This window comes from Saccharopolyspora sp. 6V, assembly GCF_020176785.1.
Taxonomy (GTDB): domain Bacteria; phylum Actinomycetota; class Actinomycetes; order Mycobacteriales; family Pseudonocardiaceae; genus Saccharopolyspora_C; species Saccharopolyspora_C gregorii.
This window is the reverse complement of sequence record NZ_JAIUKB010000095.1, coordinates 1-23,014: the sequence shown is the minus strand read 5'-3', so window position 1 is coordinate 23,014 and position 23,014 is coordinate 1. Positions and strand designations below refer to the sequence as shown.

Sequence of the window (23,014 nt, the reverse complement as noted above, 5' to 3'; positions counted from 1 at the left end):
CGGTTCCGACGTCAGGCCGAGGGCGCTCGGCGACCCGCGGGGCGCAGTCCCCGCACGACCCGGCCGAAGAACGCGTCGATGCGTTCCCCGTTGCGGTGCAGGGACTCGATGAACGTCGTCCAGCGCTGCGCGGTCGGCCGATCGACGCACCGCACCGCGCCCACCGCCACGCCGTCCGCGTCGTAGCGGACCTCGTAGACGGTGTCCGGGCCGAGCACGAAGATCTCCGGCAGCGGGCCGTCGCGTTCCCACTCCGCCAGCGCCGCCGCGTCGACCACGCTGATCGACGCGCCGGACTCGTGCCGGATCAGCAACGAGTTCAACTCCCAGATCAGGTAGGGGCTCAGCGGTTCCTCGACCACCCGGACGCGGCGCACGGAGAACCCGTGCGCTTCGACCCGGTCGAAGTAGTCCACCAGCTTCGGCCGCCGTTCTTCGAGCAGTCGCAGCGACCGATCCCAATCCCCGTCGTCGAACGCTTTCCAACTGGCGCTTTCCGGTTGCCGGAAGACCTGCCTGCGTTCGAACTTCCACGCCCCGGTGTTGCTGCGGTTCCAGAACCGGTCGCGGAAATCGACGAGGTAGTCGTCGAGCGCCAGCTCGTCCCCGGTGATCGAAATGGGGGATTCGTTGATCGAGGTCGCGTCAGTCATCGGGGATGTCCCCTTTCGCGGACCTGAGCATCGATCCGGGGATGACGACGAGACGTTCGTCGAATCCGACGTTCACCCCGTCCGGCAGCGAGCCCGCGTAGGAGTCGGTGAGGTCGCGGCCGATCACGGCGACGTCGCCGTTGTCCAGTTCCCAGATGTCGGGGCAGGTCGGTTCGTCGTCGGTGTGGCCGAGTTCCAGGGCGGATTTGCCGAGTCGTCTTCGAAAGGCCGCCGAAGCGTCCGCTTCCCAAGGTCGTGGCATGGTCATCCCCTCCGCTGATCGCGTACCGGGCGGGACAAGGCCGCGGGGAGCAGCCTTGTTCGGGGAAGTTTTCCGATATTCACCGATCGTTGGAAACTTCCCGTTGTGCGAGGTGGATCGTTCGGGAAGTTCCAGTGTAAGGACGCGGCGATGGGAAGAGGGGGAAGCATTGCTTCGCATCACTCGAATGGGGCTGATCAATGCCTGATGGGCGGAACAATGGTGCGCGCGTGCGGATTCCTCCGCGAAACGTGCGCGATCCGAGAGCGGTGCATCCGCCGTTCGTGCCCGCTGGCGTCCGCATAAGCCGCTCGGAATACTCATGGTGCATCGAAGATAGCATTCTTCTCGGATGGGTTCGTCTCGCGGAGCGCGATCGTTACGCATCCTCGACCGAACACGCCGAATTCGAATCGCCCGGCACCGTACCGCGCAATCCGGCCGGGTGATCGGAGCATCGAACTCCGCTGATGGGACGAACGGGCCGTTCGCCCGGACTTCGGCGCGCAGCGATGCCGCGGCCGGTCCGGCCCTCCCCGCGGGGGCGGCGGACGCCTCGGGATCGGGGATCGCGTGCCTCGCCGCCCGCCGCGCCGGTAATCTCGCGGCATGCGCACGGTGCCGCCGCTCGTCGGGCGGGACGAGGAACTTCGCCGGCTGGAGCAGCTGACCCGCGCCGCGGCGGAGGGGCGCGGTGGCGCGCTGGTGCTGCGCGGGGAGCCGGGCATCGGCAAGAGCGCGCTGCTCGACCGGGTTCGCCGGGCGGACGGATTCCGGGTCGTCGAGGCCTCCGGGGTCGAGCCCGAAGCGGAGTTGCCGTTCGCCGGGCTGCACCAGCTGTGCCTGCCGCTGCTCGGCCGGGCCGCCGAGGTGCCCGCGGCCCTGCGCGACGCGTTCGGCTCGGCGGGCGCGCCGGACGTGTTCCGGGTCGGGCTGGCGGTGCTGGAGCTGATCGGCGAGGCCGCGCGGGGACGGCCGGTGCTGTGCGCGATCGACGACGCCCACTGGCTGGACCACGCCTCGGCGAAGGTGCTGTCGTTCGTCGCGCGGCGCATCGCCGAAGAACCGGTGGTGATGGTGTTCGCGGCGCGGGACGGGTTCGACGAACTCCCCGGACTGGTGCTCGGCGGCCTGCCCGAGGCGCAGGCGCGCCTGCTGGTGCGCGCCACGCTCGACGAGCAGGTGCGGGACCGCATCCTCGCCGAGGCGCGCGGGAACCCGTTGGCACTGCTGGAGTTGCCGGGGGAGGACGGCGATCCGCCGGTGACCTCGTCCGTGCCGCACCGGATCGAACGCTCCTTCCGCGCCAGGTTCGCGCAGCTGCCCGCGACCGCCCGGGCGCTGCTGGTCGTCGCCGCCGCCGAACCGGCCGGGGATCCGGTGCCGGTGTGGGCCGCGGCTCGCCGGCTCGGCATCGACGGCGCGGCGGCCGCGGCGGCGGAAGCCTCCGGACTGGCCGAGTTCGGCACCCGGGTCCGGTTCTGCCATCCGCTGGCCCGGTCCGCGGTCCTCCGCGCCGCCGACGCGGAGCAGCGCCACGCCGCGCACCGGTCGCTCGCCGCCGTCACCGACCCGGTCGCCGACCCGGACCGCCGCGCCTGGCACCGCGGCCGGTCCGGCACCGGCCCCGACGAGGACGTGGCCGCGGAGCTGGAGTCGGCCGCGGCCCGCGCCGGCGCGCGCGGTGGTGTTGCGGCGGCCGCCACCGTCCTCGAACGCGCTGCGGCGCTGTCGCTGGACCCGGTGCGCCGCACCGACCGCGCGTTCGCGGCCGTGCGGGCGCGGCTCACGGCGGGCGGCGTCGAGGCGGCGGCCGAGCTGCTCGCGACCGCGGACACCGGCGGCCTCGACGAGCGGCGGCGTGCCGAAGCCGACCTGCTGCGCGGCCGGATCGCGTTCGCCGCGGGCGGCGACGATGGCCCGGCGTTCATGCTCCGCGCCGCCCAGCGCATGTCCGAAGTGGACCCGGCGGTGTCCCGGGAGCACCACCTGGACGCGCTGGAGATGGCGCTGGTCGTCGGCCGGGCGTCCGGGGTGCTCGACGCGGTGCTGGCCGCCGCCGCACCCGCACCGGGGCCGCCGGACGTCCTCGACGCGCTGGTGGCGCTGGAGACCCGCGGCCACCGGGCGGCGGGCCCGCTGCTGCGCGCCGCCGTCGCCGACGACGCCGCGATCGCCGCCCGCCCCGCGTTGGCCGCCATGATCGTGGCCGAGCTGTGGGACCTGGACGCGCACGCCGACGTCACCGGCCGGATCGTGCGGGCGGGCCGCGCCTCCGGCTCGCCGATGGTGGTGCGGCTCGGCCTCGCCCAGACCGCGTCCGGTGCCGTGCTCGCCGGTGACTTCGCCACCGCCGCGTCGGCAATCGCCGAGGAAGAGGCCATCGCCGACGCCGCGGGGGAACCGCCGCTGCGCTATCCGCGCCTGCACCTGGCCGCGATGCGCGGGGAACACGCGGAACTGGCGCGGCTGGGCGCCGAGGGGGACGGCGGCGGGCAGCTCGCCGCCAACCTGCACTGGGCCACCGCGCTGCTGCACAACGGCCGCGGCGACTACCGGGCGGCGCTGGCCGCAGCCGAGGAGGCGACGGCGCCCGGCGACCTGTTCCTCGCCGGGATCGCGCTGCCCGAACTGGTCGAGGCCGCCTCCCGCTGCGGTGCGCGGGCCGCCGCCGAAGCCGCCGCCGACTCGCTCGCCGAACGCACCCGGGCCGGTGGCTCGGCGTGGGGCCTCGGCGTGGCCGCCTGCGCCCGCGCGCTGATCAGCGGGGACGAGGACGACTACCGGGAAGCCCTCGACCACCTCGACGGTTCCCCGGCGGCCCCGCACCGGGCGCGGACCCGGCTGCTGTACGGGGAATGGCTGCGCAGGCGGAACCGCGGGCTCGACGCCCGGGAGACCCTGCGCGCCGCGCACCGGGAACTCGCCGACCTCGGGATGACCGCCTTTGCCGACCGCGCCGCCGATGAGCTGCGCGCGGCCGGCGGACGGGTGACCAGCCGCCCCGCGTCCGCCGCCGCGGAACTCACCCTCCAGGAACGGCACATCGCGCGGCAGGTGGCGACGGGTGCGACGTCGAAGGAGGTCGCGGAACGGCTGTTCCTGAGCCCGCGAACGGTCGACGCCCACCTGCGCAACATCTTCCGCAAGCTCGGCGTCACCTCGCGCCGGCAGCTCCGCGACCTCCCCGGCGTCACTCCCTGACCCGCTCGCCGTGCGGGCCGGGGGCGGCGCTGCCGCGGTACTCGCCGAGGCCGGAGACGAGCGCGGCGATGTCCGGCATGCCGTCGTACCGCCGCCGGTGCAGCTCCGCGATCCTCTCGGCGAGCCCGAGGTCCGGGTCGTCGGTGATGTCGAACGAGGCGAACCTGTCCACCAGCGGCAACCCGACGCGGTCGGTGGCGAGGTGTGCCGGGTGCACCAGGTACTCCTGGTAGCCGTCCAGATCGGCCAGCACGAAGACGGCGCCGTAGTCGTAGTCGCCACCGTGGTCCGGGCCGACGACGAAGGACCGCACCGCCGGGATGGCCCGGCCCTGCTCGCGCAGGCTCTCCAGGGCCTCCTCGACGCGTTCCGGGTCCGCGTCGGCCCGGAAGGTGAACCGGTTTCCGTGGTAGATCATCAGGATGTCCTCTCGTTCCGGTGCAGCGCCGTCGCGGTGCACCCGGCCGCGGCCAACGCCGCGCCGGTCCAGGTGAAGGCGCCGGAGATCCCGGCCACCTCGATGAGCGGTTGCGCGGCCAGCGGCGACAGGAACTGACCGAGGAAGATGCCGGTGACCAGTCCGCTGAGCACTCGCCCGCGCCTGGCGGGCGCCGCCAGCTCGGCGAGCCGCAGGTTCAGGTCGGGGACCACGAGCCCGACGCCGACGCCGCCGACGAGCAGCCCGAGCACGACCGGCCCGGCGGAACCGGCGGTGCCGATCACCACCCAGCCCAGCCCGAGCAGGACGACGCTGCCCGCCGTCAGCACGCGCGGGGCGAGCCTGCCGCGCAACACCGGGAAGGCCAGTGCCCCGACCGCGCCGGTCAGCGTGCTGCACGCGACGACGGCACCGGTGACCGCAGGGCCGAGGTGGAAACCGGCCAGCAGGAACGGCAGCTGCGTCGGCGCCATGTAGAACACGAGCGTCGCCACCAGCGCCAGCAGGTAGATCCTGCCGATGCGTCCGCTGTTCCGCGCCCGACCGGCGGCGGGCGGGTCCGCGGTGCGCGGAGTCCCCCTGATCGTCCGCAGCGCGAACGGCAGCACCAGGGCACCGGCGGCGTAGAGCCAGAACGGCAGCCGCCAGTGCACCGCCGCCAGCACCCCGGCAAGCGGCAGGAAGACGACACCGCCGAGGCTCGCGGCCGCCTGCTGCATCCCGAGGAACGCGGCGCGGCGCCGCCCGTCGAACCAGTCGGTGATCAACGCGCTGATCGCGGTCATGAGCCCGCCGACGGCGACCCCGAGCAGGACCCGCGTCACCAGCAGCGGCCCCAGGCCGGTCGCGAAGTAGCCCGCCGTGCCCGCCACCGCGTACAGCGCCAGCGCGCCGACCAGCAGCGGACGGCGGCCGAGCCGGTCGGCGACCGCACCGGAGATCGGCGCGCTGATCGCGATCGCCAGCGACGTGATCGTCAACGCCAGCCGTACCAGCACGTCGGCGCCCGCGAACTCGCCGGTCATCGCGGGCAGGCTCGGCGCGATCAGCGCCGCCGACATGATCGTCAACCCGGCGGCGCCCAGCACCGTCGCCCGCGCCGCCCGCGTCGGCGTTCCCTGAAGCGTCGTTCCACTCACGACGTCGACCCTGGCATCGGGTCCGGGCGGAACGCGTCGGCGAAAATCACCTAGGTCGAACGCCGCGGACGGCTAGGTGGTTCGCGCGATCAGGGGCCGTGCTGGTTCGCGTGCGGTTGGCTCGGCTCGGTCCAGAGGATCAGCACGACGAAGAAGAGGCAGGTGGGCAGGAGCAGGCACCAGAGACCGCTGCGGCCCGTGTCGTGCAGCCGCCGGATGCCGGCGGCGATGAACGGGATCAACCCCGCGTACGCGATGACGGCGTAGGCGAGGATCCCCTGCCAGAGCAGGTCCGGTGCCGCGCCCAGGAGGATCAGGGGCGTGCCGGTCATGGCCCCGTAGAAGAGGGCGAACAGCCAGAACTCGCTGCGCGCGGCGCGTCCCCTCGCCTGGAAGGACTTCCGGAAGGCGCCGCGGACGGCCGCCGCGAAGGTGACCCGCGGCTGCGGGGGTCGCGGTGCGGGCTCGGCGTCGCCCGGATCAGCTGCCATCACCCGACGAAGTGTTCAGCCGGAAACCTGCCCCCCGAGGCGAAATCGAAGATCCGCACCCGAACGGAGGCACGCGGAGGCGGTTCACCCGGCCCGGCTCGCTCACGCCTCCCAGCCGACGCCCGGCCGGACCGCACCGGCCGGGCGCTCGGAATCTCAGCGGGCTGGGCCTCACCCGAGTTCGGTGAGGACCTTGTCGACGATGGTGGTGCGGGCGAGGCCGTAGCGTTCGTGGAGGGTGGGGAGGGCTCCCGCGTCGAGGAATTCGTCGGGGAGGGCGATGGGGACGACGCGCTGCTGCACGCCGCCCTTGGCCAGTTCCGCGGCGAGGGTCTCGAAGAGGCCGCCGACGACGGTGTGGTTCTCCAGGGTGACCACGAGCCTGCCGCCGCCGAGCTCGGCGAGCACGGTCTCCGAGTCGAACGGCTTGATGGTGGGGCTGTGCACGACCGACACGTCCACGCCGTGCTCGGCGAGGTCCTGCGCGGCCTGCAACGCGCGCATCGTCATCAGCCCGCTGGAGACGAACACGACGTCGTTGCCGCCGCGCAGCACCGATGCCTTGCCGAGCCGGAACTCGTAGTCGTACTCGTCGAGCACCGTCGGTACCTTCCCGCGCAGCAGCCGCAGGTACGTGGGTCCGTCCGAGGCCGCGAGCTGCGGCACCGCCTGCTCGATGTCCACCGAGTCGCACGGGTCGACGATGGTCAGGTTCGGCATGCCCCGGAAGATCGCGACGTCCTCGGTCGCCTGGTGGCTCGGGCCGTACCCCGTGGTGAGCCCGGGCAGGCCGCCGATGATGTTGACGTTCAGGTTCGGTTCGGCGATGTCCAGGCACAGGAAGTCGTACGCCCGCCGCGCCGCGAACACGCTGTAGGTGGAGGCGAACGGCACCAGGCCGACCTCCGCCATGCCGGCCGCGGCGCCGAACAGCAGCTGCTCGGCCATGCCCATCTGGAAGAACCGGTCCGGGTGGGCTTCGGCGAACACGTGCATGTCGGTGTACTTGCCGAGGTCGGCGGTGAGGCCGACGATCCGCTGGTCCTGCTCGGCGAGCGCGGCGAGCGCGTGCCCGAACGGGGCGGGCGCGGTCCGCTGCCCGGGGTCGGCGAACGAGGCGATCATCGCCGAGGTGGTGAGGCGCTTCGTGGTGGGGGTGCTCATGCGCTCGCTCCTTCGAAACCGGCGGTGAGCTGGTCGCGGCACAGCTGCCACTCGTGCTCGTCGATCCGCATGAAGTGGGCCTTCTCGCGGGATTCCAGCAGTGGGACGCCCCGGCCGATCTTCGTGTCGCAGAGGATCACCGAGGGGGCGCCCTCCGGCCCGGCCTGCTCGGTGGCCGCGTCGAACGCCGCCAGGAGTGCTTCGACGTCGTTGCCGTCGACGCGCTGGGTGAACCAGCCGCAGGCCGCCCACTTCTCCTCGGCCGGTTCGATGCTGAGCACCGATTCGGTCTTCCCGTCGGCCTGCAGCGCGTTCATGTCGACGATCGCGGTCAGGTTCCCCAGCCGGTGGTGCTTCGCACCCATCGCGGCCTCCCAGGTGGAGCCCTCGTCGAGCTCCCCGTCGGAGAGGAAGTTGAACACCCGCGGGGATTCGCCGCGCAGCCGCAGCCCCAGCGCCATGCCCACCGCTACCGTCAGGCCATGGCCGAGGGACCCACCGGAGATCTCCATGCCCGGGGTGTAGGAGGCCATGCCGGACATCGGCAGCCGCGACCCGTCCGAGCCGTAGGTCTCCAGCTCCGCCACCGGAACGACCCCGGCCTCCGCCAGCGCCGCGTACAGCGCGATCGCGTAGTGGCCGGTGGACAGCAGGAACCGGTCCCGCTGCGCCCAGTGCGGGTCGGCCGGGCGCAGCCGCAGCTGGTCCACGTAGGACACCGCGAGCACGTCGGCGACGCCCAGCGCCTGCCCCACGTAGCCCTGGCCCTGCACTTCGCCCATGTTCAGCATGTGGTGGCGCATCCGGTGCGCGGCGTGGCGCACCCGATCCGCGCGCGCGGCGAGACCTTCCGCGCGCGACTCGCTCGGTGCGGTCATGCGGTCCTCACTTCCTTTCCGGGGGCCGGATCGGTGTCCGGCAGCTTCGCGGGAGCGGTTTCCGCGGTGAACGCGGCCGCGGCGGTGGAGACGACACCCAGCAGCACGAACAGCAGCGCCGCGCCGAGCCAACCGGCGACGCCGTACAGCGCGGTCGCCAGGAACGGCAGCAGGCCCGCGACCATCGAGGCGCCGTTGTAGCCCAGCGAGATCCCGGACGAGCGCACGTCCCGCGGGAACTGCTCGGAGAACCAGGACGATTCCACCGCGAAGATCGGGTCGTGGCTCAGCAGCAGCCCCAGCGACACCGCCACCACCACGGCGATGCCCGCGCCCGTGTTCACCAGCAGGAACATCGGGATGCCGAAGGCGATGGTGAACACCGATCCGAGCAGGAACACGGGTTTGCGCCCGATCCGGTCCGAGAGCGCGCCGAACAGCAGGTGGCTGAGCAGGCCCAGCGCCGAACCGACGATGGTGCCGACCAGCACGTGCTGCTTGTCCGCCAGCCCGGCCAGCACCACGTACGAGAGCATGAAGCTGGTGGTGATGTAGTAGCCGCCGGTCTCCGCGAGCCGCAGCGCCACGATCTTGAGGATCACCCGCCAGTCGCGGCGCAGCACCTCCAGCGCCGGGGTCGCGTGGATCTCGCCGCCGTCCTTCATGGCTGTGAAGTCGGGGGACTCGGAGATCTTCATCCGGATGAACATGCCCGCGCCGACCATCACGATCGACACCAGGAACGGCACCCGCCACACCCAGTCGCCGTCGAACAGGGCCTCCGAGGCGAGGAACGCGCCGTTCGCCAGCAGCAGGCCCGCTGGGATGCCGATCTGCGGCACCGCGCCGAAGAACCCGCGCCTGCGTTCGGGCGCGTGCTCCACGGACATGAGCACCGCGCCACCCCACTCGGCGCCGAACCCGATGCCCTGCACGATCCGCAGCAGGATCAGCAGCACCGGTGCCAGCGCTCCGACCTCGGCGAACGTCGGCAGCACGCCGATCAGCACCGTGCCCAGACCCATGATCGCCAGCGACCACATGAGCACCGTCTTGCGGCCCAGCCGGTCCCCGTAGTGCCCGGCGAGGTAGCCGCCCAGCGGGCGGAAGAAGAAGCCGACGGCGAGCGTGGCGAACGAGGCCAGCACGCCGATGAGTTCGTTGCCGGTGTGGAAGAACACCGACCCGAAGTAGGCCGCCGACGCGGTCCCGTAGATGAAGAAGTCGTAGCTCTCGACCGCGGTACCGATCATCGACGCGACCGACACCTTCGCCGGGTTGTCGCGCGGTGGTCCGGTGGTGGGCGCAGCGGACATGGTCTGCTCCTTTGCAGCGACCGCAGGGGACGCAGGGATTTCCGCGTGGTGCGGGGAAGAACGGGTCAGGGCGCGGGGTAGGTCTCGATCACCCGCGAGTCGTCGCGCGCACCCAGTCCGGCGTCGGCGGCGCGCTCGTAGCGCTCCCGGGCCAGGTCCAGCAGCGGCGTGTCCGCCCCGGCCTGGCGGGCGGCGTCGGCGACGAGGTTGCTGTCCTTGACGAAGATGCCGATGGTGCTGGTCACCTCCACGTCGGTGCCCCGCAGCATGCGCGGACCGCGGTCGGAGAGCATCCACGACCCGGCCGCGCCGGACTCGACCAGGGACAGCACCTGCTCGCGGTCCAGGCCGAGTTCTCCGGCCAGCGACAGAGCTTCGGCGGCGGCGACGATGTGCACCGAGCACAGGTGCTGGTTCACCACCTTGATCGCCTGCCCATCGCCGATGCGCTCGCCGACCTCGCGGACCGCGCCGAAGCGCTCCAGCACCGGGCGGGCGGCGGCGACGGTCGCCGGGTTCCCGGCCGCGAACAGCGTCAGCTCACCGGTGCGCGCCCGCGCCACGCCGCCGGTCACCGGCACGTCGAGCACCAGCGCGCCGGCCGCGGCGAGCCGGGATCCCTGCTCCCGCACCGAATCCGGGCCGACGGTGCTCATCACGATCCAGCGCTGCCCGTCGAGGTCGTTGCGGCGCAACGCTTCGTCGACGAGGGCGGTCAGCTGGTCCGGCGTCGCGACCATCACGACGACGAACTCGGCGCGCGGTGCCGCCGCGATCGACGTGACCGCCGGAATCCCCCGCTCCGCGGCCCATTCCCGCGCGGACGGGCCCGGGTCGACGGCGGTCGTCGCGCGGCCGGCGGCGACCAGCCTGCTCGCCATGTGCCGGCCGATGGCCCCGATACCGACGAACACGACATCGGGTTCACTCATCTGACAAACCTCCTGCTCGGGCCCGGGATCGGGCAGCGCGCACCGGCACCCGGACCTCGGGTGCGGTGCTGGGTGGGCGTGCCGGGTGATCGGCTCCGGCCCAGGGGTGGCTGGTGCGGTCAGCTCTCGCCGGTCAGCGAGGACCAGACCTCGAAGTGGTGGCGCATCGCGGCCCGCGCCGCTTCGCCGTCGCGGTTCTCGACGGCGTCGACGATTCCGTAGTGGACGGTGTCGATGACCCGTTCTTCGCCCGGCGCCAGGGGAGCGCGTGCGACGGCGACCCGGCGGCGGTCCACCACCTCGTCGCGCAGCACGTGGCTCAGCCCGTCGTGCAGCAAGGTGAAGATGGGGTTGTCGACGATGGTGAACAGGCGGCGGTGGAAGTCCAGGTCCGCCTCCAGCGCGCGGTCGTCCTCGCCCGCCGCGCTCGCGCGCACCATCTCGTCGACCAGGTCGCGCAGCACCTCGACGTCGTCGGCGGTCGCCAGCCGCGCCGCCGCCTCGGACATGCTGATCTCCAGCATCTCGCGGGCGGAGCGGAACTGGCCGCCGCCGAGCTGGCCGAGTTCGTTCGACAGGTCGAAGTACAGCTGGATGAAACCGGCGTCCGGGACGCCGAGGTAGGAGCCGCGGCCCTGGGTGCGGGTCAGGAAACCCAGCATCTCCAGCATCGACAGCTGCTCGCGCAGCGCGCCCCGGCTGATGTCCAGCGACGAGACCAGCTCCCGCTCGGTCGGCAGCCGGAGCAGGTCCGTGCCCGGTTCGGGAGTGGCCTGCTCGGCCAGGCTGCGCACCAGGAACGAGAGATCGACACCCACTGGACACCTCCTTTGGTAGGACCAATGCCGGGTACGTTAAGCGTGACCAGGAGACCTGTCAACGATTTGGTCCGACCTTTCCGCGGCGGCCGACGCGCTTCCCGGTCGCGGCGGCCGAGTCCCGCCGCCCAGGCCTGCCGCGGCCGGCCGATGTCCCGTTCGTCCGGATGCCGCGTTCCGGTGCGCCGTTCACCTGCGGCGGAAGCTGAAATCGGTGAGCTGGCGCACAGTCCGTTGCGCGTGCCGTGGCGGCATGGTTTCTCCTGCCACCGGGGAGATCGAGAACCGGCGTCCGCGCGGGCGTCGGCGGAGGAGGGGCGATGTACGACGCGATCATCATCGGAGCAGGGTCCGCGGGGGCGGCGGTGGCCGCGAGGCTCGCCGAGGACGACGGACGGCGCGTGCTGCTCCTCGAAGCGGGCCCCGACTACCGCTCCGCCGACACGCCACCCGAGATCCGCGGCGTCGAACCCGGCAAGATCAAGCTGGTGGAGCAGCTGGCGGCCACCCACACGTTCCCCGAGCTGCGCGCGTCCCGGTCCGCCGCGCAAGGGCCCGCGCGCTACGTGCGGGGCCGGGGCGTCGGTGGCAGCTCCGCGGTCAACGGGCTGTTCGCGATCCGGCCGACCGTCGAGGACCTCGACGGCTGGGCCGCGCAGGGGTGCGCCGGCTGGGGATACCAGGACGTGCTGCCGCTGCTGAACCGGCTGGAGGACGACCACGACTTCGCCGACCGGCCCTACCACGGCTCCGGCGGCCCCATCCCGGTGCGCCGGCCGCGGCGGGAGGACTTCGCCACCGTCGAAGCCGCCCTGGACCGGATCGCGGAGCGGCGCGGCCACCCGTGGGCGCCGGACCACAACGCACCCGGCTCGACCGGGGTGTCGCCGTACGCGTTCAACGCGATCGGCGACCGGCGCGTGTCCACCAACGACGGCTACCTCGAACCGAACCGGGACCGGGCCGAGCTGCACGTCATCGGCGGCGCGCTCGTCGACCGCATCCGGTTCGCCGGGAACCGCGCCATCGGGGTGCGGGCGATCATCGGTGGTGAGCCGGTGGAGTACCGCGCCGCCGAGACCGTGCTCGCCGCCGGTGCCGTGCACACCCCGGCGATCCTGCAGCGCTCCGGCATCGGGCCCGCCGCGGAGCTGCGCGAGCTCGGCATCCGGCCGGTCGCCGACCTGCCGGTGGGAGACGGGTTGCAGGACCACCCGGCGATCCTGCTGGCGCTCGCGCTGCACGAACCACCGGACTACGGCGGCCTGCCCGAACGCGGGCAGCTGTGCCTGCGGTTCACCACCGGCGTCGGCGACGAGATCAACGACGGGATGCTCGCGGCGCCCGGCGCGCTCGGCATCGGCGTCCCCGTCGCGGGCGTCCTCGGCTGGAACAACCGGGTGCACTCGACCGGGCGGGTCCGCATCACCGGCACCGACCCGGCCGCGGACCCGGACGTGGCGTTCGATCTGCTCTCCGATGAGCGGGACCTGCGGCGGCTGCGCGTGGTGGTGGACGAGCTGCGCGCCTTCGCGGCGCAACCGGAACTGCGGAAGATCAGCGCGGCGATGGGGCTCGGCGCGGGCATGGTCGATCCCGCGACCGACATGGACGACCGGGAGTTCGCCGATTTCGCGCTCGCCAACGTCTCCGACACCGCGCACGCCGCGGGCACCTGCCGGATGGGCGACCCGGACCGGCCGGACACCGTCGTCGACCCGCACGGGCGGATGCTCGGCGTCGACGGACTGCGGGTCGCCGACGCGAGCGTGTTCCCGTGGCTGCCGCGCGCCAACCCGCACCTGACCGCCGTCCTCGTCGGCGAGAAGATCGCCGAATCCTTGCGGACCGAAGGCGGCGCCGCATGAGCTCGGCGGTGAGCGGCGGTCGCCGGTCGATCGCGGCCCTCAGGCGGGGACGGTCACTCCGGTGAGGCGTTCGGCCTCAGCCCACAGGCGTGCCGCGAGGGCCGCGTCCCGCCCCGATCGCGGAAGTGCGACCTGCTTGGCCGGGCCGACCAAGCCCCATCGCGGGCCGTAGTAGCCGCCCGCGGTGGCGGCGCGACTCGTCGCCGCGAACAACAGGGGTTCCGTGCCCTGTGCTGGGCCCTGCGAGGGCACGATCTTGTACAGGATCGATTCCAGCAGACCGGGCCTGCCGCCGTTGAGGGTGGGCCCGGAGGTCGTCAGGTTGGTGCGGGTGTAGCCGGGGTGCGCGCCGGTCGACAGCAAGGACCAACCGCGCCTGGCTGCGAGCTCGGCCAGGTGCACCATCAGCAGCATGTCGGCCAGCTTGGACTGCGCGTAGGCGCGGGTCGGGCTGTAAGCGCGGGTGGACTGCAGATCGGCGAAGTCGATGCGCGCCCGGTTGGCGGTGCCGCTGCTCATCGTGACCACCCGTGGTGCGGGGGCTGCGAGCAGCGCGGGCAGCAGCCGGTTGGTGAGGGCGAACGGCCCGAGGAAGTTGCTGCCCAGCTGAAGTTCGAAGCCATCGGCGGTCACGGTGCGCTGGGGCACGTTCATCACTCCGGCGTTGTTGAGCAGCAGGTCCAGCGGCCTTCCTGCTGCCACGAGGCTTTCCGCGAAGTCCTGCACCGAGGACAGGTCCGCCAGGTCGAGGCGGCGGACCTGCACGCGGGCGCCGGGGTGTGCGGCGCGGATCTCGGTCTTCGCCTGTTCGCCTTTGGCCGGGGTGCGCACCGCGAGGATGACCTCTGCTCCGGCACCTGCGAGGCGCGCGGCGGCCTCCTCGCCCGTGCCGCTGTTGGCGCCGGTCACCACGGCGAGCTTCCCCTGCTGGTCAGGAACTTGGTACATCCCGAACTCCTTCGCGCGCCGCTGGTCTTTCGTCGACCTCAGCATAAAGGACCGGTGGTATCTTATCAACGTACCGGCGGTATGTAACATGTGCGCGTGAGCTTCCAGCGCGCCCGCACCGATGAACAGCGAACCCAGCGGCGGCGGCAGATCCTCGACACCGCGGCCGCGATGCTCGCGGAGATGCCGGTCGCCAGGCTGAGCCTGAACGAGCTGAGCCGCCGGGTCGGCCTGGCCAAGGCGAACGTGCTGCGGTACTTCGAATCGCGCGAGGCGGTCCTGCTCGATCTGCTCGACGTGGAGATCGCGGACTGGATCGCCGAACTGGAGCAGGTGCCGCACCGCGACCAGGGCACGCCGCGAGAGCGCGGGGACCACCTGGCCGACCTCTGGGCCACCTCGATGGCGAAGCGCCCGGTGCTGTGCGACCTGTTCAGCGCGCAGGGTGCGGTGCTGGAGCAGAACATCTCCACCGACGTCGGCATCCGGCACAAGCGCAGGGCCCAGCAGTCGCTCCGCGCACTGGTCGGGCTCGTCCGGCGGCACCTCCCCGAATTGACCGACGCCGATGCCGGGGCGCTGGCCGAGACCGCTCTGCTGACGGCCATGACCGCATGGCAGTGCAGCCGCCCGTCCCCGGAGATGGTGGCCGTCTACGACTCGGACCCCTCGCTGGCCGCGATGCGCCTGGACTTCACCGACCTGGTCCGCCGCACCACGGCGGTGACCGCTTCCGGCCTCCTCGCGCGCCGGTAGGGGCATTCCGGCGGCCGCTCGACGACCTCACGTTCGTGCCCGCTTTCGCGCTGGTCCGCCGCATGGACGTGCTCGCGTGGAACCGGCTGTCGCCATTCCCCGCTCAGAGGCAGATCAGCCGCGGAGGACGTTCGGGGTCAGCTCGGCGGGGGAGGCGTGGCCGGTGAGGCCCAGGGTGAGGTCCAGTTCGGCGACGACGTCGGCGACCGCGTCCGGGTCTCCCGCCGCCCCCGCCAGCCCCAGCCCGTGCACGTAGGGGCGGCCGACGCAGACCGCGTCCGCGCCCAGCGCGAGCGCCTTGACCACGTCGCCGCCGGAGCGGATCCCGCTGTCGAACAGCACGGTCAGCTCCGCGCCGACGACCGGAGCGATCTCCGCCAGCGCGTCCAGCGCGGCCACCGATCCGTCGACCTGGCGCCCGCCGTGGTTCGACACGACGACGCCGTCCACCCCGGCGTCCACCGCCCGGCGGGCGTCGTCCGGGTGCAGCACGCCCTTGAGCACGATCGGCAGCTTCGTGCGCTCCCGCAGCGAGGCCAGGTCGGCCCAGGTCAACGACGGCCGCGAGTAGGTGTCCAGGAAGGTGCGCACCGCCTCCCGCGGCTCCGGGGAGCGCAGGTTCCGCAGCAGCGGACCGGGGAACCGGCGGCTCATCGACAGCAGCGCCCGCACCGCGGCGAACGTGATCCGCACGTCCTCGCCGCCGGAGCCGCGCGCCACCCGTTCCCGCACCATCTCCCGGAAGCGCGGATCCGAGGTGTACTGCGCGATGCCCTCGCCGCGCGCGAACGGCAGCGAACCCAGGTCCAGGTCCCGCGGGCGCCAGCCCAGCATGGTCGTGTCGAGCGTGACCACCACGGCCTCCGCGCCGCTGCGCTCGGCGCGGGCGAGCAGGCTGTCCACGAGTTCCTCGTCGGTGCTCCAGTACAGCTGGAACCAGCGCGGCGCGTCGCCCATCGTGGCCGCGCAGTCCTCCATCGGCACGCAGGCCTGGTTGGAGAACACGTACGGCAACCCGAGCTCGGCGGCGGCCCGCGCCACGGCCAGGTCCGCTTCGGGGTGGACGAGTTCGACGGCGCCCACGGGCGCGAACAGCACCGGGGCCGGGATGCGGCGGCCGAACAGCTCGACGCCCAGGTCCCGCCGGGACACGTCGCGCAGCGTCCGCGGCACGATCGACCGGCGGTCGAACGCCGCTCGGTTGGCCCGCATCGTCGCCTCTGCGCCCGCACCGCCCGCCACGTACGCCCAGGCGCGCGGCGAGCAGGCGCGTCGCGCGCGCCGCTCCAGCTCCCGGTGGTCGGTGGGCACCCGCGGCCTGCGGCCCGACACGCCCGCACCGTAGATCGCGGACTGGCGGTCGCGGCCGAACCCGGCCTGCGCGGTCTCTTCGGACACGGTGGTTCCTCCCCGAGGTCGCCGGTGGGCCCGATCATCGCCGTCCGGCCGGGCCCGGGTCCACAGCGGATCAGTCGAGCTGCTCCCGGTAGCCGGAGTTGATGATCTCGGTGAGGCGTTCCAGCTGGGCGGCCAGGTGCAGCCGCTCCTCGGGGGTGAACGCGGCGTAGCCGCGGGCCTGCTCGCGGCGGCGCTGCTCGCGCAGGCGGTGCAAGGCCGTGGTGCCGCGCTCGGTCAGGCTGATCAGCACGCGGCGCTCGTCCTCGGGGCTGCGCCGCCGCGCCACCAGCCGCTTGCCCTCCAGCTGGTTCAGCATCCGGGTCGCGGTGGGCAGGGTGACGCCCGCCGCCGCGGCCAGGTCGCTCACCGGGAGTTCGGCGCCGGTCGCCAGCGGCAGCACCAGGGCCAGCTGGGCCAGCGACAGCCCTTCGACGCCCGCCGCGTGCGCGGCCCTGGCCCGGCGCATCGCGAGGAACAGCGCGTCGGCGGCCTGCGCCAGCTCGTCGACCCCGGGATCGTTGAGGCCCGGTTCGTCGGGGCCGGGTTCGTCGGGGCTGGAGTCCGGTTCCTGGGCGGGTCCGCTCATGGGTGCTAGCGTAGCCGTTGGTTAGCAAGCTAAGTAATAGGAGGCGGTCATGTCCACGGCACAACGCATCGACGTCCACCACCACGTCGTGCCGCCCGTCTACCGGGAAGCCCTGCAGCGCGTCGGCTCCGACGCGGCGGGCGGCAGGCACCTGCCGGACTGGAGCCCGCAGGCCTCGCTGGACCTGATGGACCGCAACGGGATCAGCACCGCGATCCTGTCCGTCACCACCCCCGGCGTCGAACCGTGGCCCGGGCAGGAAGGGCGCGACCTGGCGCGCGCCCTCAACGAGCACTGCGCCGAGCTCGTCCGCGACCACCCCGGCCGGTTCGGGTTCTGGGCGACGCTCACGCTGCCCGACGTGGACGGGGCGCTGGCCGAAGCCGAGCACGCGCTCGACGAACTGGGCGCCGACGGGGTCGTGCTGCTGGCCAACAGCGGCGGCACCTACCTCGGGGACGAGGCGTTCGAACCGCTGCTGGCCGAACTCGGCAGGCGCGGCGCCGTCGTGTTCGTGCACCCCTCGGCGCTGCCGGCCGATCCGGTGCCCGGAATCCCGCCGTTCGCCGCGGACTTCCTGCTCGACACCACCCGCGCCGCGGCGAAGCTCGCCGCGAGCGGCACGCTGCACCGCCACCCCGATCTGAAGGTCATCCTGTCGCACGCGGGCGGCTTCCTGCCCTACGCGGTGGAGCGCATCGCGGCCTGCCTGGAGATGGCCGGGGGCGAGCGGAGCACCGCGGACCTGATCGCCGACCTGCGCCGCTGCTACTTCGACACCGCGCTGTCCGCCTCGCCGTACGCGCTGCCCGGGCTGACCGCGTTCGCCGACCCCGAGCGCATCCTGTTCGGCAGCGATTTCCCCTACGCGCCCGCCGACATCGCCACGGTCATGACCGAACGACTCGACGCGTCACCGGTGATCGACCACGCCGCCGTGGACCGCGGGAACGCCGCCCGCCTGCTCCCGCAGCACGCCTGACCCCCGCGGGGGAGCGGCCCGTTCGACCGGTCACAGTGGGCGGACGGGCCGCTCACCTGGTCGGAGCGGGCGGGAATCGAGGAGGACGCATGGATCTCGGGTTGAGCGGGCGAGTCGCGGTGGTGCCGGGCGCGACCTCCGGGCTGGGCGCGGCCGTCGTGCGCGGGCTCGCGGGCGAGGGCGCGCACGTCGCGTTCGGCGGGCGGCGGGCCGAGCTCGCCGCGGAACTGGCGGCGGAGCTCCCGTCGGCGGTCGGCGTCGGCGTGGACCTGCTCGACCCGGACGGGCCGCGCAGCCTCGTCGACGCCGCCACCGGGGCGTTCGGGCCGGTCGACGTGCTGGTGCTCAACGGCGGCGGTCCCGCCCCCGGCACCGCCGCCGAGATGACCGCCGAGGACGCCGAGCAGGCCGTGCACCGGTTGCTCACCCCGCACGTCCGGCTGGTCGAGCAGGTCCTGCCGGGTATGCGGGAGCGCGGCTGGGGCCGGATCGTCGCCATCGGCTCCAGCGGCGTGCAGCAGCCCATCAACGGGCTCGCCGCCTCCAACGTGGGCCGTGCCGCCCTCGCCGGATACCTGAAGACGCTGGCGACCGAGGTCGCCGCCGACGGCGTCACCGTCAACCTGGTGCTGCCCGGCCGGATCGAGACCGAGCGGCTGACCTCGATCAACGAGGCGATGGCCGCGCACCGCGGGGTCGCCCCGGACGCGGTCCGCGACGCCTCCCGCGCCGACATCCCGGCAGGCCGGTTCGGCACGCCCGAGGAGTACGCGGCCGCCGTGGTGTTCCTCGCGAGCGCCCCGGCCTCCTACATCACCGGTGCGCAGCTGCGCTGCGACGGCGGCCTGATCCGCGCCCACTAGTCGCGCGGGCGTGGTGGCGCAGCGCGCCGAGCGGGTCCGCGTAGAGCACGTCCAGCGACACCGCGGCCGCCGCCTGCTGCTGGATGCCGTCCCCGGCGGCGGTGAGCCGCAGGTCGCGCGGCACCGCGGAGTGCTCCGCCACCGCGCCCGCCACGTCGCGCAGCGCCGCCCGGTGCTCGGTGAACGCCTGGCCGCCGAGCACGATCCGATCGGGGTTGACCACGTCCGCGATGTGCCCGAGGGCGCGACCCAGCACCCGGGCGCGTTCCCGCAGCAGGGACGTCGCGAGCGGGTCCCCGCCCGCGGCCAGCTCGGCGAGAGCGGCGGTGCTGCGCACCTCCAGCCCGTGCGCGCCTGCCGCCGCGACCAGCGCCGTGTCGCTCACCGCGTCGGACAGCCTGCCGGTGCCGCGCGGGTCCAGCAGCTCGGTCGGACCGGACGGCAGGTGGCCGAGCCCGCCGGGGCCGGTGCTGGGGTTGTGCACGGCTCCGCCGATGGTCAGCGCCACCCCGATCATCTCGCGGGCGTAGCAGTACAGCGTGCTGCCGTGCGGGTCGTCAGCCGGGCCGAACGACAGCTCGGCCGCGGCCATCGATTCCACGTGCGGCGCCACCGAGACCGGCAGGCCCAGCTGCTCGCCGATCAGCTCGCCGACCGGGGCGGCCCGCCAGCCCAGCAGCGGGTGGTCGACGCGGCCCAGGTCGTCGACCCGGCCGCCGAGGGCGACCCCGGCCCACAGCGGGGTCCGGCCGGGCCAGCGTGCGAGGAACCGGTGCACCCGCGAGCCGATCGCGCGCAGCACCTCGCCGGCGTCCCCGCCGCCGGTGTGCGCCCGGATCCCGCCGAGCACCCGCCCGTGCAGGTCGTGCGCGGTGATCGTGGTGGTGCGGAATCCGATGTGGACTCCCGCGGTGAGGTGCGGTTCGCGGCGCAGCTCGAACGGCAGGCGCGGCCGCCCGACCGCTCCGGCCGGGGCGAGGTCGGTGCGCTCCCGCAGCAACCCGGCTTCGATCAGCGCGGCGACGTGCCGGTTCACCGTGGGCGCGCTGAGCCCGGTGCGGGTGGCGGCGACGTCGCGGAACACCGGCCCCTCGCGCCGCGCGACCCGCAGCACCGCGGCCGCGGGCGCGTCCACGATCCGCAGCCCGGGGGCGATGACGGTCGGACCGGTGTCGCGGGCAGGGGGGAGCGCGTGCAGTGCTGCGGGCATGGGGTCCTCGGGAACGGGAGGACGGCACCCGGGCGAACGGCCCGGTGGCGCCGTGCGGTCGGCGGATTCGTCAGCGGAGCGGGGACGAACCGCGACACAGCACCCGCACCAGCGGCAGGCGGCAGGCGAGCGCGACGGTCACGTAGGTGACCTCAGGCGGAGCGGTCGGGTTGCCGGGCACGGGCGAAAACTACCGCACCGGCACGACTCCGTTCCGCCAGGTGAGAACCGCGGCAGGGGCGAACGGCCCATCCGCCCAGCGTGGCGGGGCCGGTGGGCCGTTCACCTGGTGGGATCAGAAGTAGCCGTTGACGGGGAGCGGGGTGGCGTTGACGGTCACGTCGCCGACCACGGCCGCCTTGTAGGCGGTCGGGTTGTGCAGCGTGAGGGTGCGGATGTTGCGCCAGTGCCGGTCCAGGTTCCGCGAGCGGCTCGCCGCCGACGCGCCGCCGACCTCGAACAGGTCGGTCGCCGCGCGCAGCGCGATGGCGTCCACGTGCACCTTCACCTTGGACGCGGCCAGCGAGGCCGCCGCGAACAGCGCCGGGTCGGGCGAGCCGAGCCGTTCGCTGCGGTAGGCGGCGTCGATCTCGTCGGCGGCGGCGAGCACCGCGGCCTCGGCGACGTAGGCGGCGCTGCTGATCCGGCCGACCTCGGCGTGCAGGATCGGGTCGTCGGCGGGCGAGGCGGTCGGCGCGTGCTGGAACGAGCGGGAACGGCCGCGGATCAGCGCGGCGGCGTCGGTGGCCACGCTGCGCAGGACGCCCGCGATGATCGCCTGCAGGTACAGCTGCAGCTGCGCCACATCGCTCGTCGGCCGCGGCGAACCGTCGGTGACCCGCACGTCGATCACCTCGTGCTCCTCGATGCGCACGTCGTCGAAGACGGTGGTGCCGGTGCCGGTGCCGGTGCGGGTCTGCCCGATGCCGTCCCAGTCGTCCAGGACGGTCACCCCCTCGCGGCCCACCGGGACCAGCACGGCCGCGACCGAGTTCTCGTCGAGCTGCGCGGACACCCCTATGTGGTCGGCGAACAGGGTGCCGGTGGAGTAGAACTTCTCGCCGTTGAGCCGGAATCCGTCCCCGGTGCGGGTGAGCCCGGTGGCGAAGGAGAACGCCCCGGCCGCCTGCCCGCCGCGTTCGCTGTTGGCGTTGCCGAACAGCTTCCCGGCGCGGACCTCGTCGAGCCAGTGCTGCCTGCGCGGGCCGGGAGGCAGCGCGCGCAGCAGCTCGTTGACCTGCCAGAAGTGCGCTCGCAGCGCGTGCGCCACGTTCGGATCGGCCTCGGCCAGGTCGATCACCACCGACAGCAGCTGCCGCACCGAGGCACCGGGGCCGCCTTCGGACGCGGGCAGGGTGATCGCGCCGAGGCGCGCCCGGCGGATCCAGTCGATCTGCTCGTGCGCGTTGCGGTCCTTGGCCGCGCGCTCCTCGGCCCCGGCGGCGATCTCGGCGATCAGCGCGGCGAGTTCGGGGGAACCCGGCAGCACCGGGTCCGCGGGCGCGGCGATCGTGGTTTCGGCGGTCACTTCGGCTCCTCACCGTTCGAAGGGTCTGCCGCGCTGCGGCGGGGAATGCGGTGCGTGCGGGCGGTCAGGAGAACGCGCCCCGGTAGGCGGCGGCCGGGTGGTGCTCGTCGAGCAGGTCGGCACCGGTGATCTTGCGGCGGGTGGTGCCGGGGGCGTACTCCCGTTGCGCCAGCCCGCGGTCCCGCAGCACCGGCGTGACGTGCTCGATGAACTCCAGGTAGCTGCCGGGGATCGTGTAGTTCATGACGTTGATGCCGTCGACCCCGGCGGCCCGCCACTCGTCGAGCCGGTCGGCGATCTGCTCGGGGGTGCCGACGACGCGGCTGTTCCGGGTGCGCAGCCGCGCGAGGTCGCGGACCGTCGGCTCCCGGTCCGGCACGGCCTCCCGCAACCACAGCAGGTGGCTGCGGGACCCCTCCGACTCGATGTCGCCGATCGGGGTGTCCAGGTCGTAGTGCCCGAGGTCCACGCCGATGCCGCCCGCCGCGTGCGCGATGATCGCGTCGTCGTCGAGGTACTCGTCCAGCTCGTCGGCGCGCAGCCGCGCCTCGGCCTCGGTGCTGCCGATGACGAACGACAGGCCCTGGAAGAACCGCAGGTCACCCGGCCGGCGGCCGGCTTCGGCCACGAGCCGCCGGGTGTCGTCCACCAGCGCCTTCGCATCCGCCGGGCTGGGCGACTGGATGAACTGGGCCTCCGCGTTGCGGGCCGCGAACCGGCGGCCGGTGGGGGACGAGCCCGCCTGGAACAGCAGCGGGGTGCGCTGCGGCGACGGCGCCACCAGGTGCGGTCCTTCGACGCGGTACCGGGCACCCTCGTGGTGGATCTTGTGAATCCGGCTGAAGTCGCCGTGCACCCCGGACGCCTTGTCCTGCGGCAGCGCCCCGTCGTCCCAGGAGCCCTCCCACAGCTTGTACACCACGTCCACGTACTCGTCGGCCCACGCGTACCGCTCCTCGTGCGGGGTGATGTCGGCGTAGCCGAAGTTGCGCCACGCGTTCGGCGACAGGCTGGTGACGATGTTCCAGGCGATCCGGCCGCGCGAGGCGTGATCCAGCGTGGAGATCTTGCGGGCGAAGTTGAACGGGTGCTCCTGCAACACCGAACTGGTGATCGCGATCCCCAGCTCCGAGGTGGCGTGCGCGATCGCCGAGGCGATCACCGACGGGTCGTTGCTGGGGATCTGCAACCCGGACTCCACGTACTTCTCCCACGACGAGCGGTGGTCGCCGTACAGACCCACCACGTCGGCGAAGAAGATGAAGTCGAACTTCCCCCGCTCCAGCTCCCGCGCGAGCGACACCCACAGGTCCAGGTCGTTGAAGTCGGTCTGCCGCGCCTCGGGCAACCGCCACGCGCCGTGGGTGATGTGCGAGGTCGTGTTCATGACGAACGCGGAGAACTGCAAGGGGCGGGGCATCGGATTCCCTCCTCGGCGCGGGGGGGGCGCCCCCCCCCCCCCCCCCCCCCCCCCCCCCCCCCCCCCCCCCCGGGCCGGGGGGGGGGGCGCCCCCGCGAAACCCCCTTAGTTGATCTTGATTGACGTCAGGACGGCGACCCCGCACGCCCACCTGACGAT

The 23,014-nt window shown here is 73.3% G+C and carries 21 protein-coding genes; 5 read left to right on the top strand and 16 right to left on the bottom strand.

Annotated elements, in window-relative coordinates; all coding sequences use genetic code 11:
* Positions 1-11 precede the first annotated feature (11 nt).
* Positions 12-653, bottom strand: coding sequence for a DUF6879 family protein (locus LCD35_RS19170; protein ID WP_225044594.1), 642 nt, complete (start codon positions 651-653; stop codon positions 12-14).
* Complete coding sequence (locus LCD35_RS19165) at positions 646-915, bottom strand: hypothetical protein (protein WP_224955609.1); 270 nt, start codon at positions 913-915, stop codon at positions 646-648. Before LCD35_RS19165 ends, LCD35_RS19170 begins: the two co-directional genes overlap by 8 nt.
* Positions 916-1,524: 609 nt before the next feature.
* Here LCD35_RS19165 and LCD35_RS19160 point away from each other — a divergent pair.
* Positions 1,525-4,119: an AAA family ATPase gene (locus LCD35_RS19160; protein WP_225044593.1), complete on the top strand. Its 2,595-nt coding sequence runs from the start codon at positions 1,525-1,527 to the stop codon at positions 4,117-4,119.
* Here LCD35_RS19160 and LCD35_RS19155 read toward each other — a convergent pair.
* The 8 genes from LCD35_RS19155 to LCD35_RS19120 all read right to left on the bottom strand — a co-directional run bounded on the left by LCD35_RS19155 (position 4,109) and on the right by LCD35_RS19120 (position 11,296).
* Positions 4,109-4,537, bottom strand: a complete 429-nt coding sequence (locus tag LCD35_RS19155; protein ID WP_225044592.1) for a Dabb family protein — start codon at positions 4,535-4,537, stop codon at positions 4,109-4,111. The two genes, LCD35_RS19160 and LCD35_RS19155, sit on opposite strands and share 11 nt — an antisense overlap.
* On the bottom strand, positions 4,537-5,697 hold the full coding sequence (locus LCD35_RS19150; RefSeq protein ID WP_224955612.1) for an MFS transporter: 1,161 nt from the start codon (positions 5,695-5,697) through the stop codon (positions 4,537-4,539). Before LCD35_RS19150 ends, LCD35_RS19155 begins: the two co-directional genes overlap by 1 nt.
* 89 nt (positions 5,698-5,786) lie before the next feature.
* On the bottom strand, positions 5,787-6,188 hold the full coding sequence (locus LCD35_RS19145; RefSeq protein ID WP_224955613.1) for a DUF805 domain-containing protein: 402 nt from the start codon (positions 6,186-6,188) through the stop codon (positions 5,787-5,789).
* A gap of 171 nt (positions 6,189-6,359) precedes the next feature.
* Entirely contained in the window at positions 6,360-7,352 is a 993-nt protein-coding gene (locus tag LCD35_RS19140) for a transketolase family protein (protein WP_224955614.1), read from the bottom strand.
* Complete coding sequence (locus LCD35_RS19135; protein WP_224955615.1) at positions 7,349-8,230, bottom strand: transketolase; 882 nt, start codon at positions 8,228-8,230, stop codon at positions 7,349-7,351. Before LCD35_RS19135 ends, LCD35_RS19140 begins: the two co-directional genes overlap by 4 nt.
* Positions 8,227-9,546 carry an MFS transporter gene (locus LCD35_RS19130; RefSeq protein WP_224955616.1) on the bottom strand — a complete coding sequence of 440 codons (1,320 nt, stop codon included), beginning with the start codon at positions 9,544-9,546 and terminating at the stop codon, positions 8,227-8,229. Before LCD35_RS19130 ends, LCD35_RS19135 begins: the two co-directional genes overlap by 4 nt.
* 65 nt (positions 9,547-9,611) lie before the next feature.
* Entirely contained in the window at positions 9,612-10,478 is an 867-nt protein-coding gene (locus LCD35_RS19125) for an NAD(P)-dependent oxidoreductase (RefSeq protein ID WP_225044591.1), read from the bottom strand.
* A 119-nt stretch (positions 10,479-10,597) separates the two neighbouring features.
* Positions 10,598-11,296: a FadR/GntR family transcriptional regulator gene (locus tag LCD35_RS19120; protein ID WP_224955618.1), complete on the bottom strand. Its 699-nt coding sequence runs from the start codon at positions 11,294-11,296 to the stop codon at positions 10,598-10,600.
* Positions 11,297-11,616: 320 nt separating this feature from the next.
* On the opposite strand from LCD35_RS19120, the gene LCD35_RS19115 reads away from it, so the two are divergent.
* Positions 11,617-13,164, top strand: coding sequence for a GMC family oxidoreductase (locus tag LCD35_RS19115; protein ID WP_225044590.1), 1,548 nt, complete (start codon positions 11,617-11,619; stop codon positions 13,162-13,164).
* A gap of 39 nt (positions 13,165-13,203) precedes the next feature.
* Here the strand turns inward: LCD35_RS19115 and LCD35_RS19110 are convergent, their stop codons facing one another.
* On the bottom strand, positions 13,204-14,112 hold the full coding sequence (locus LCD35_RS19110; protein WP_225044589.1) for an SDR family oxidoreductase: 909 nt from the start codon (positions 14,110-14,112) through the stop codon (positions 13,204-13,206).
* Between the two features lie 96 nt (positions 14,113-14,208).
* On the opposite strand from LCD35_RS19110, the gene LCD35_RS19105 reads away from it, so the two are divergent.
* Positions 14,209-14,868 carry a TetR/AcrR family transcriptional regulator gene (locus LCD35_RS19105; protein ID WP_224955621.1) on the top strand — a complete coding sequence of 220 codons (660 nt, stop codon included), beginning with the start codon at positions 14,209-14,211 and terminating at the stop codon, positions 14,866-14,868.
* A 114-nt stretch (positions 14,869-14,982) separates the two neighbouring features.
* On the opposite strand, the gene LCD35_RS19100 is transcribed toward LCD35_RS19105, so the two are convergent.
* Both LCD35_RS19100 and LCD35_RS19095 read right to left on the bottom strand, forming a co-directional pair.
* Entirely contained in the window at positions 14,983-16,266 is a 1,284-nt protein-coding gene (locus tag LCD35_RS19100; protein WP_224955622.1) for an alpha-hydroxy-acid oxidizing protein, read from the bottom strand.
* 70 nt (positions 16,267-16,336) lie between these two features.
* On the bottom strand, positions 16,337-16,852 hold the full coding sequence (locus LCD35_RS19095) for a MarR family winged helix-turn-helix transcriptional regulator (RefSeq protein WP_304612896.1): 516 nt from the start codon (positions 16,850-16,852) through the stop codon (positions 16,337-16,339).
* 49 nt (positions 16,853-16,901) lie between these two features.
* On the opposite strand from LCD35_RS19095, the gene LCD35_RS19090 reads away from it, so the two are divergent.
* Positions 16,902-17,834, top strand: a complete 933-nt coding sequence (locus LCD35_RS19090) for an amidohydrolase family protein (protein ID WP_224955623.1) — start codon at positions 16,902-16,904, stop codon at positions 17,832-17,834.
* Between the two features lie 89 nt (positions 17,835-17,923).
* Positions 17,924-18,697 (top strand): SDR family oxidoreductase, encoded by a 774-nt coding sequence (locus LCD35_RS19085; protein ID WP_224955624.1) that lies wholly within the window; start codon positions 17,924-17,926, stop codon positions 18,695-18,697.
* Here LCD35_RS19085 and LCD35_RS19080 read toward each other — a convergent pair.
* The 3 genes from LCD35_RS19080 to LCD35_RS19070 form a co-directional block, all read right to left on the bottom strand.
* Entirely contained in the window at positions 18,648-19,907 is a 1,260-nt protein-coding gene (locus tag LCD35_RS19080) for an ROK family transcriptional regulator (protein ID WP_225044588.1), read from the bottom strand. The two genes, LCD35_RS19085 and LCD35_RS19080, sit on opposite strands and share 50 nt — an antisense overlap.
* A 295-nt stretch (positions 19,908-20,202) precedes the next feature.
* Positions 20,203-21,435, bottom strand: coding sequence for an acyl-CoA dehydrogenase family protein (locus tag LCD35_RS19075; protein ID WP_225044587.1), 1,233 nt, complete (start codon positions 21,433-21,435; stop codon positions 20,203-20,205).
* 64 nt (positions 21,436-21,499) lie between these two features.
* The gene (locus LCD35_RS19070) at positions 21,500-22,855 is read right to left on the bottom strand and encodes an LLM class flavin-dependent oxidoreductase (RefSeq protein ID WP_225044586.1); all 1,356 of its coding nucleotides are present in this window, start codon (positions 22,853-22,855) and stop codon (positions 21,500-21,502) included.
* Positions 22,856-23,014: the final 159 nt, after the last annotated feature.

Coding starts and splice junctions, on each gene's coding strand:
- LCD35_RS19140 (WP_224955614.1), bottom strand. CDS start 7,352: ATGAGCACCCCCACCACGAAGCGCCTCACCACCTCGGCGATGATCGCC.
- LCD35_RS19085 (WP_224955624.1), top strand. CDS start 17,924: ATGGATCTCGGGTTGAGCGGGCGAGTCGCGGTGGTGCCGGGCGCGACC.
- LCD35_RS19110 (WP_225044589.1), bottom strand. CDS start 14,112: ATGTACCAAGTTCCTGACCAGCAGGGGAAGCTCGCCGTGGTGACCGGC.
- LCD35_RS19155 (WP_225044592.1), bottom strand. CDS start 4,537: ATGATCTACCACGGAAACCGGTTCACCTTCCGGGCCGACGCGGACCCG.
- LCD35_RS19070 (WP_225044586.1), bottom strand. CDS start 22,855: ATGCCCCGCCCCTTGCAGTTCTCCGCGTTCGTCATGAACACGACCTCG.
- LCD35_RS19165 (WP_224955609.1), bottom strand. CDS start 915: ATGCCACGACCTTGGGAAGCGGACGCTTCGGCGGCCTTTCGAAGACGA.
- LCD35_RS19135 (WP_224955615.1), bottom strand. CDS start 8,230: ATGACCGCACCGAGCGAGTCGCGCGCGGAAGGTCTCGCCGCGCGCGCG.
- LCD35_RS19080 (WP_225044588.1), bottom strand. CDS start 19,907: ATGCCCGCAGCACTGCACGCGCTCCCCCCTGCCCGCGACACCGGTCCG.
- LCD35_RS19095 (WP_304612896.1), bottom strand. CDS start 16,852: ATGAGCGGACCCGCCCAGGAACCGGACTCCAGCCCCGACGAACCCGGC.
- LCD35_RS19145 (WP_224955613.1), bottom strand. CDS start 6,188: ATGGCAGCTGATCCGGGCGACGCCGAGCCCGCACCGCGACCCCCGCAG.
- LCD35_RS19130 (WP_224955616.1), bottom strand. CDS start 9,546: ATGTCCGCTGCGCCCACCACCGGACCACCGCGCGACAACCCGGCGAAG.
- LCD35_RS19170 (WP_225044594.1), bottom strand. CDS start 653: ATGACTGACGCGACCTCGATCAACGAATCCCCCATTTCGATCACCGGG.
- LCD35_RS19125 (WP_225044591.1), bottom strand. CDS start 10,478: ATGAGTGAACCCGATGTCGTGTTCGTCGGTATCGGGGCCATCGGCCGG.
- LCD35_RS19160 (WP_225044593.1), top strand. CDS start 1,525: ATGCGCACGGTGCCGCCGCTCGTCGGGCGGGACGAGGAACTTCGCCGG.
- LCD35_RS19115 (WP_225044590.1), top strand. CDS start 11,617: ATGTACGACGCGATCATCATCGGAGCAGGGTCCGCGGGGGCGGCGGTG.
- LCD35_RS19090 (WP_224955623.1), top strand. CDS start 16,902: ATGTCCACGGCACAACGCATCGACGTCCACCACCACGTCGTGCCGCCC.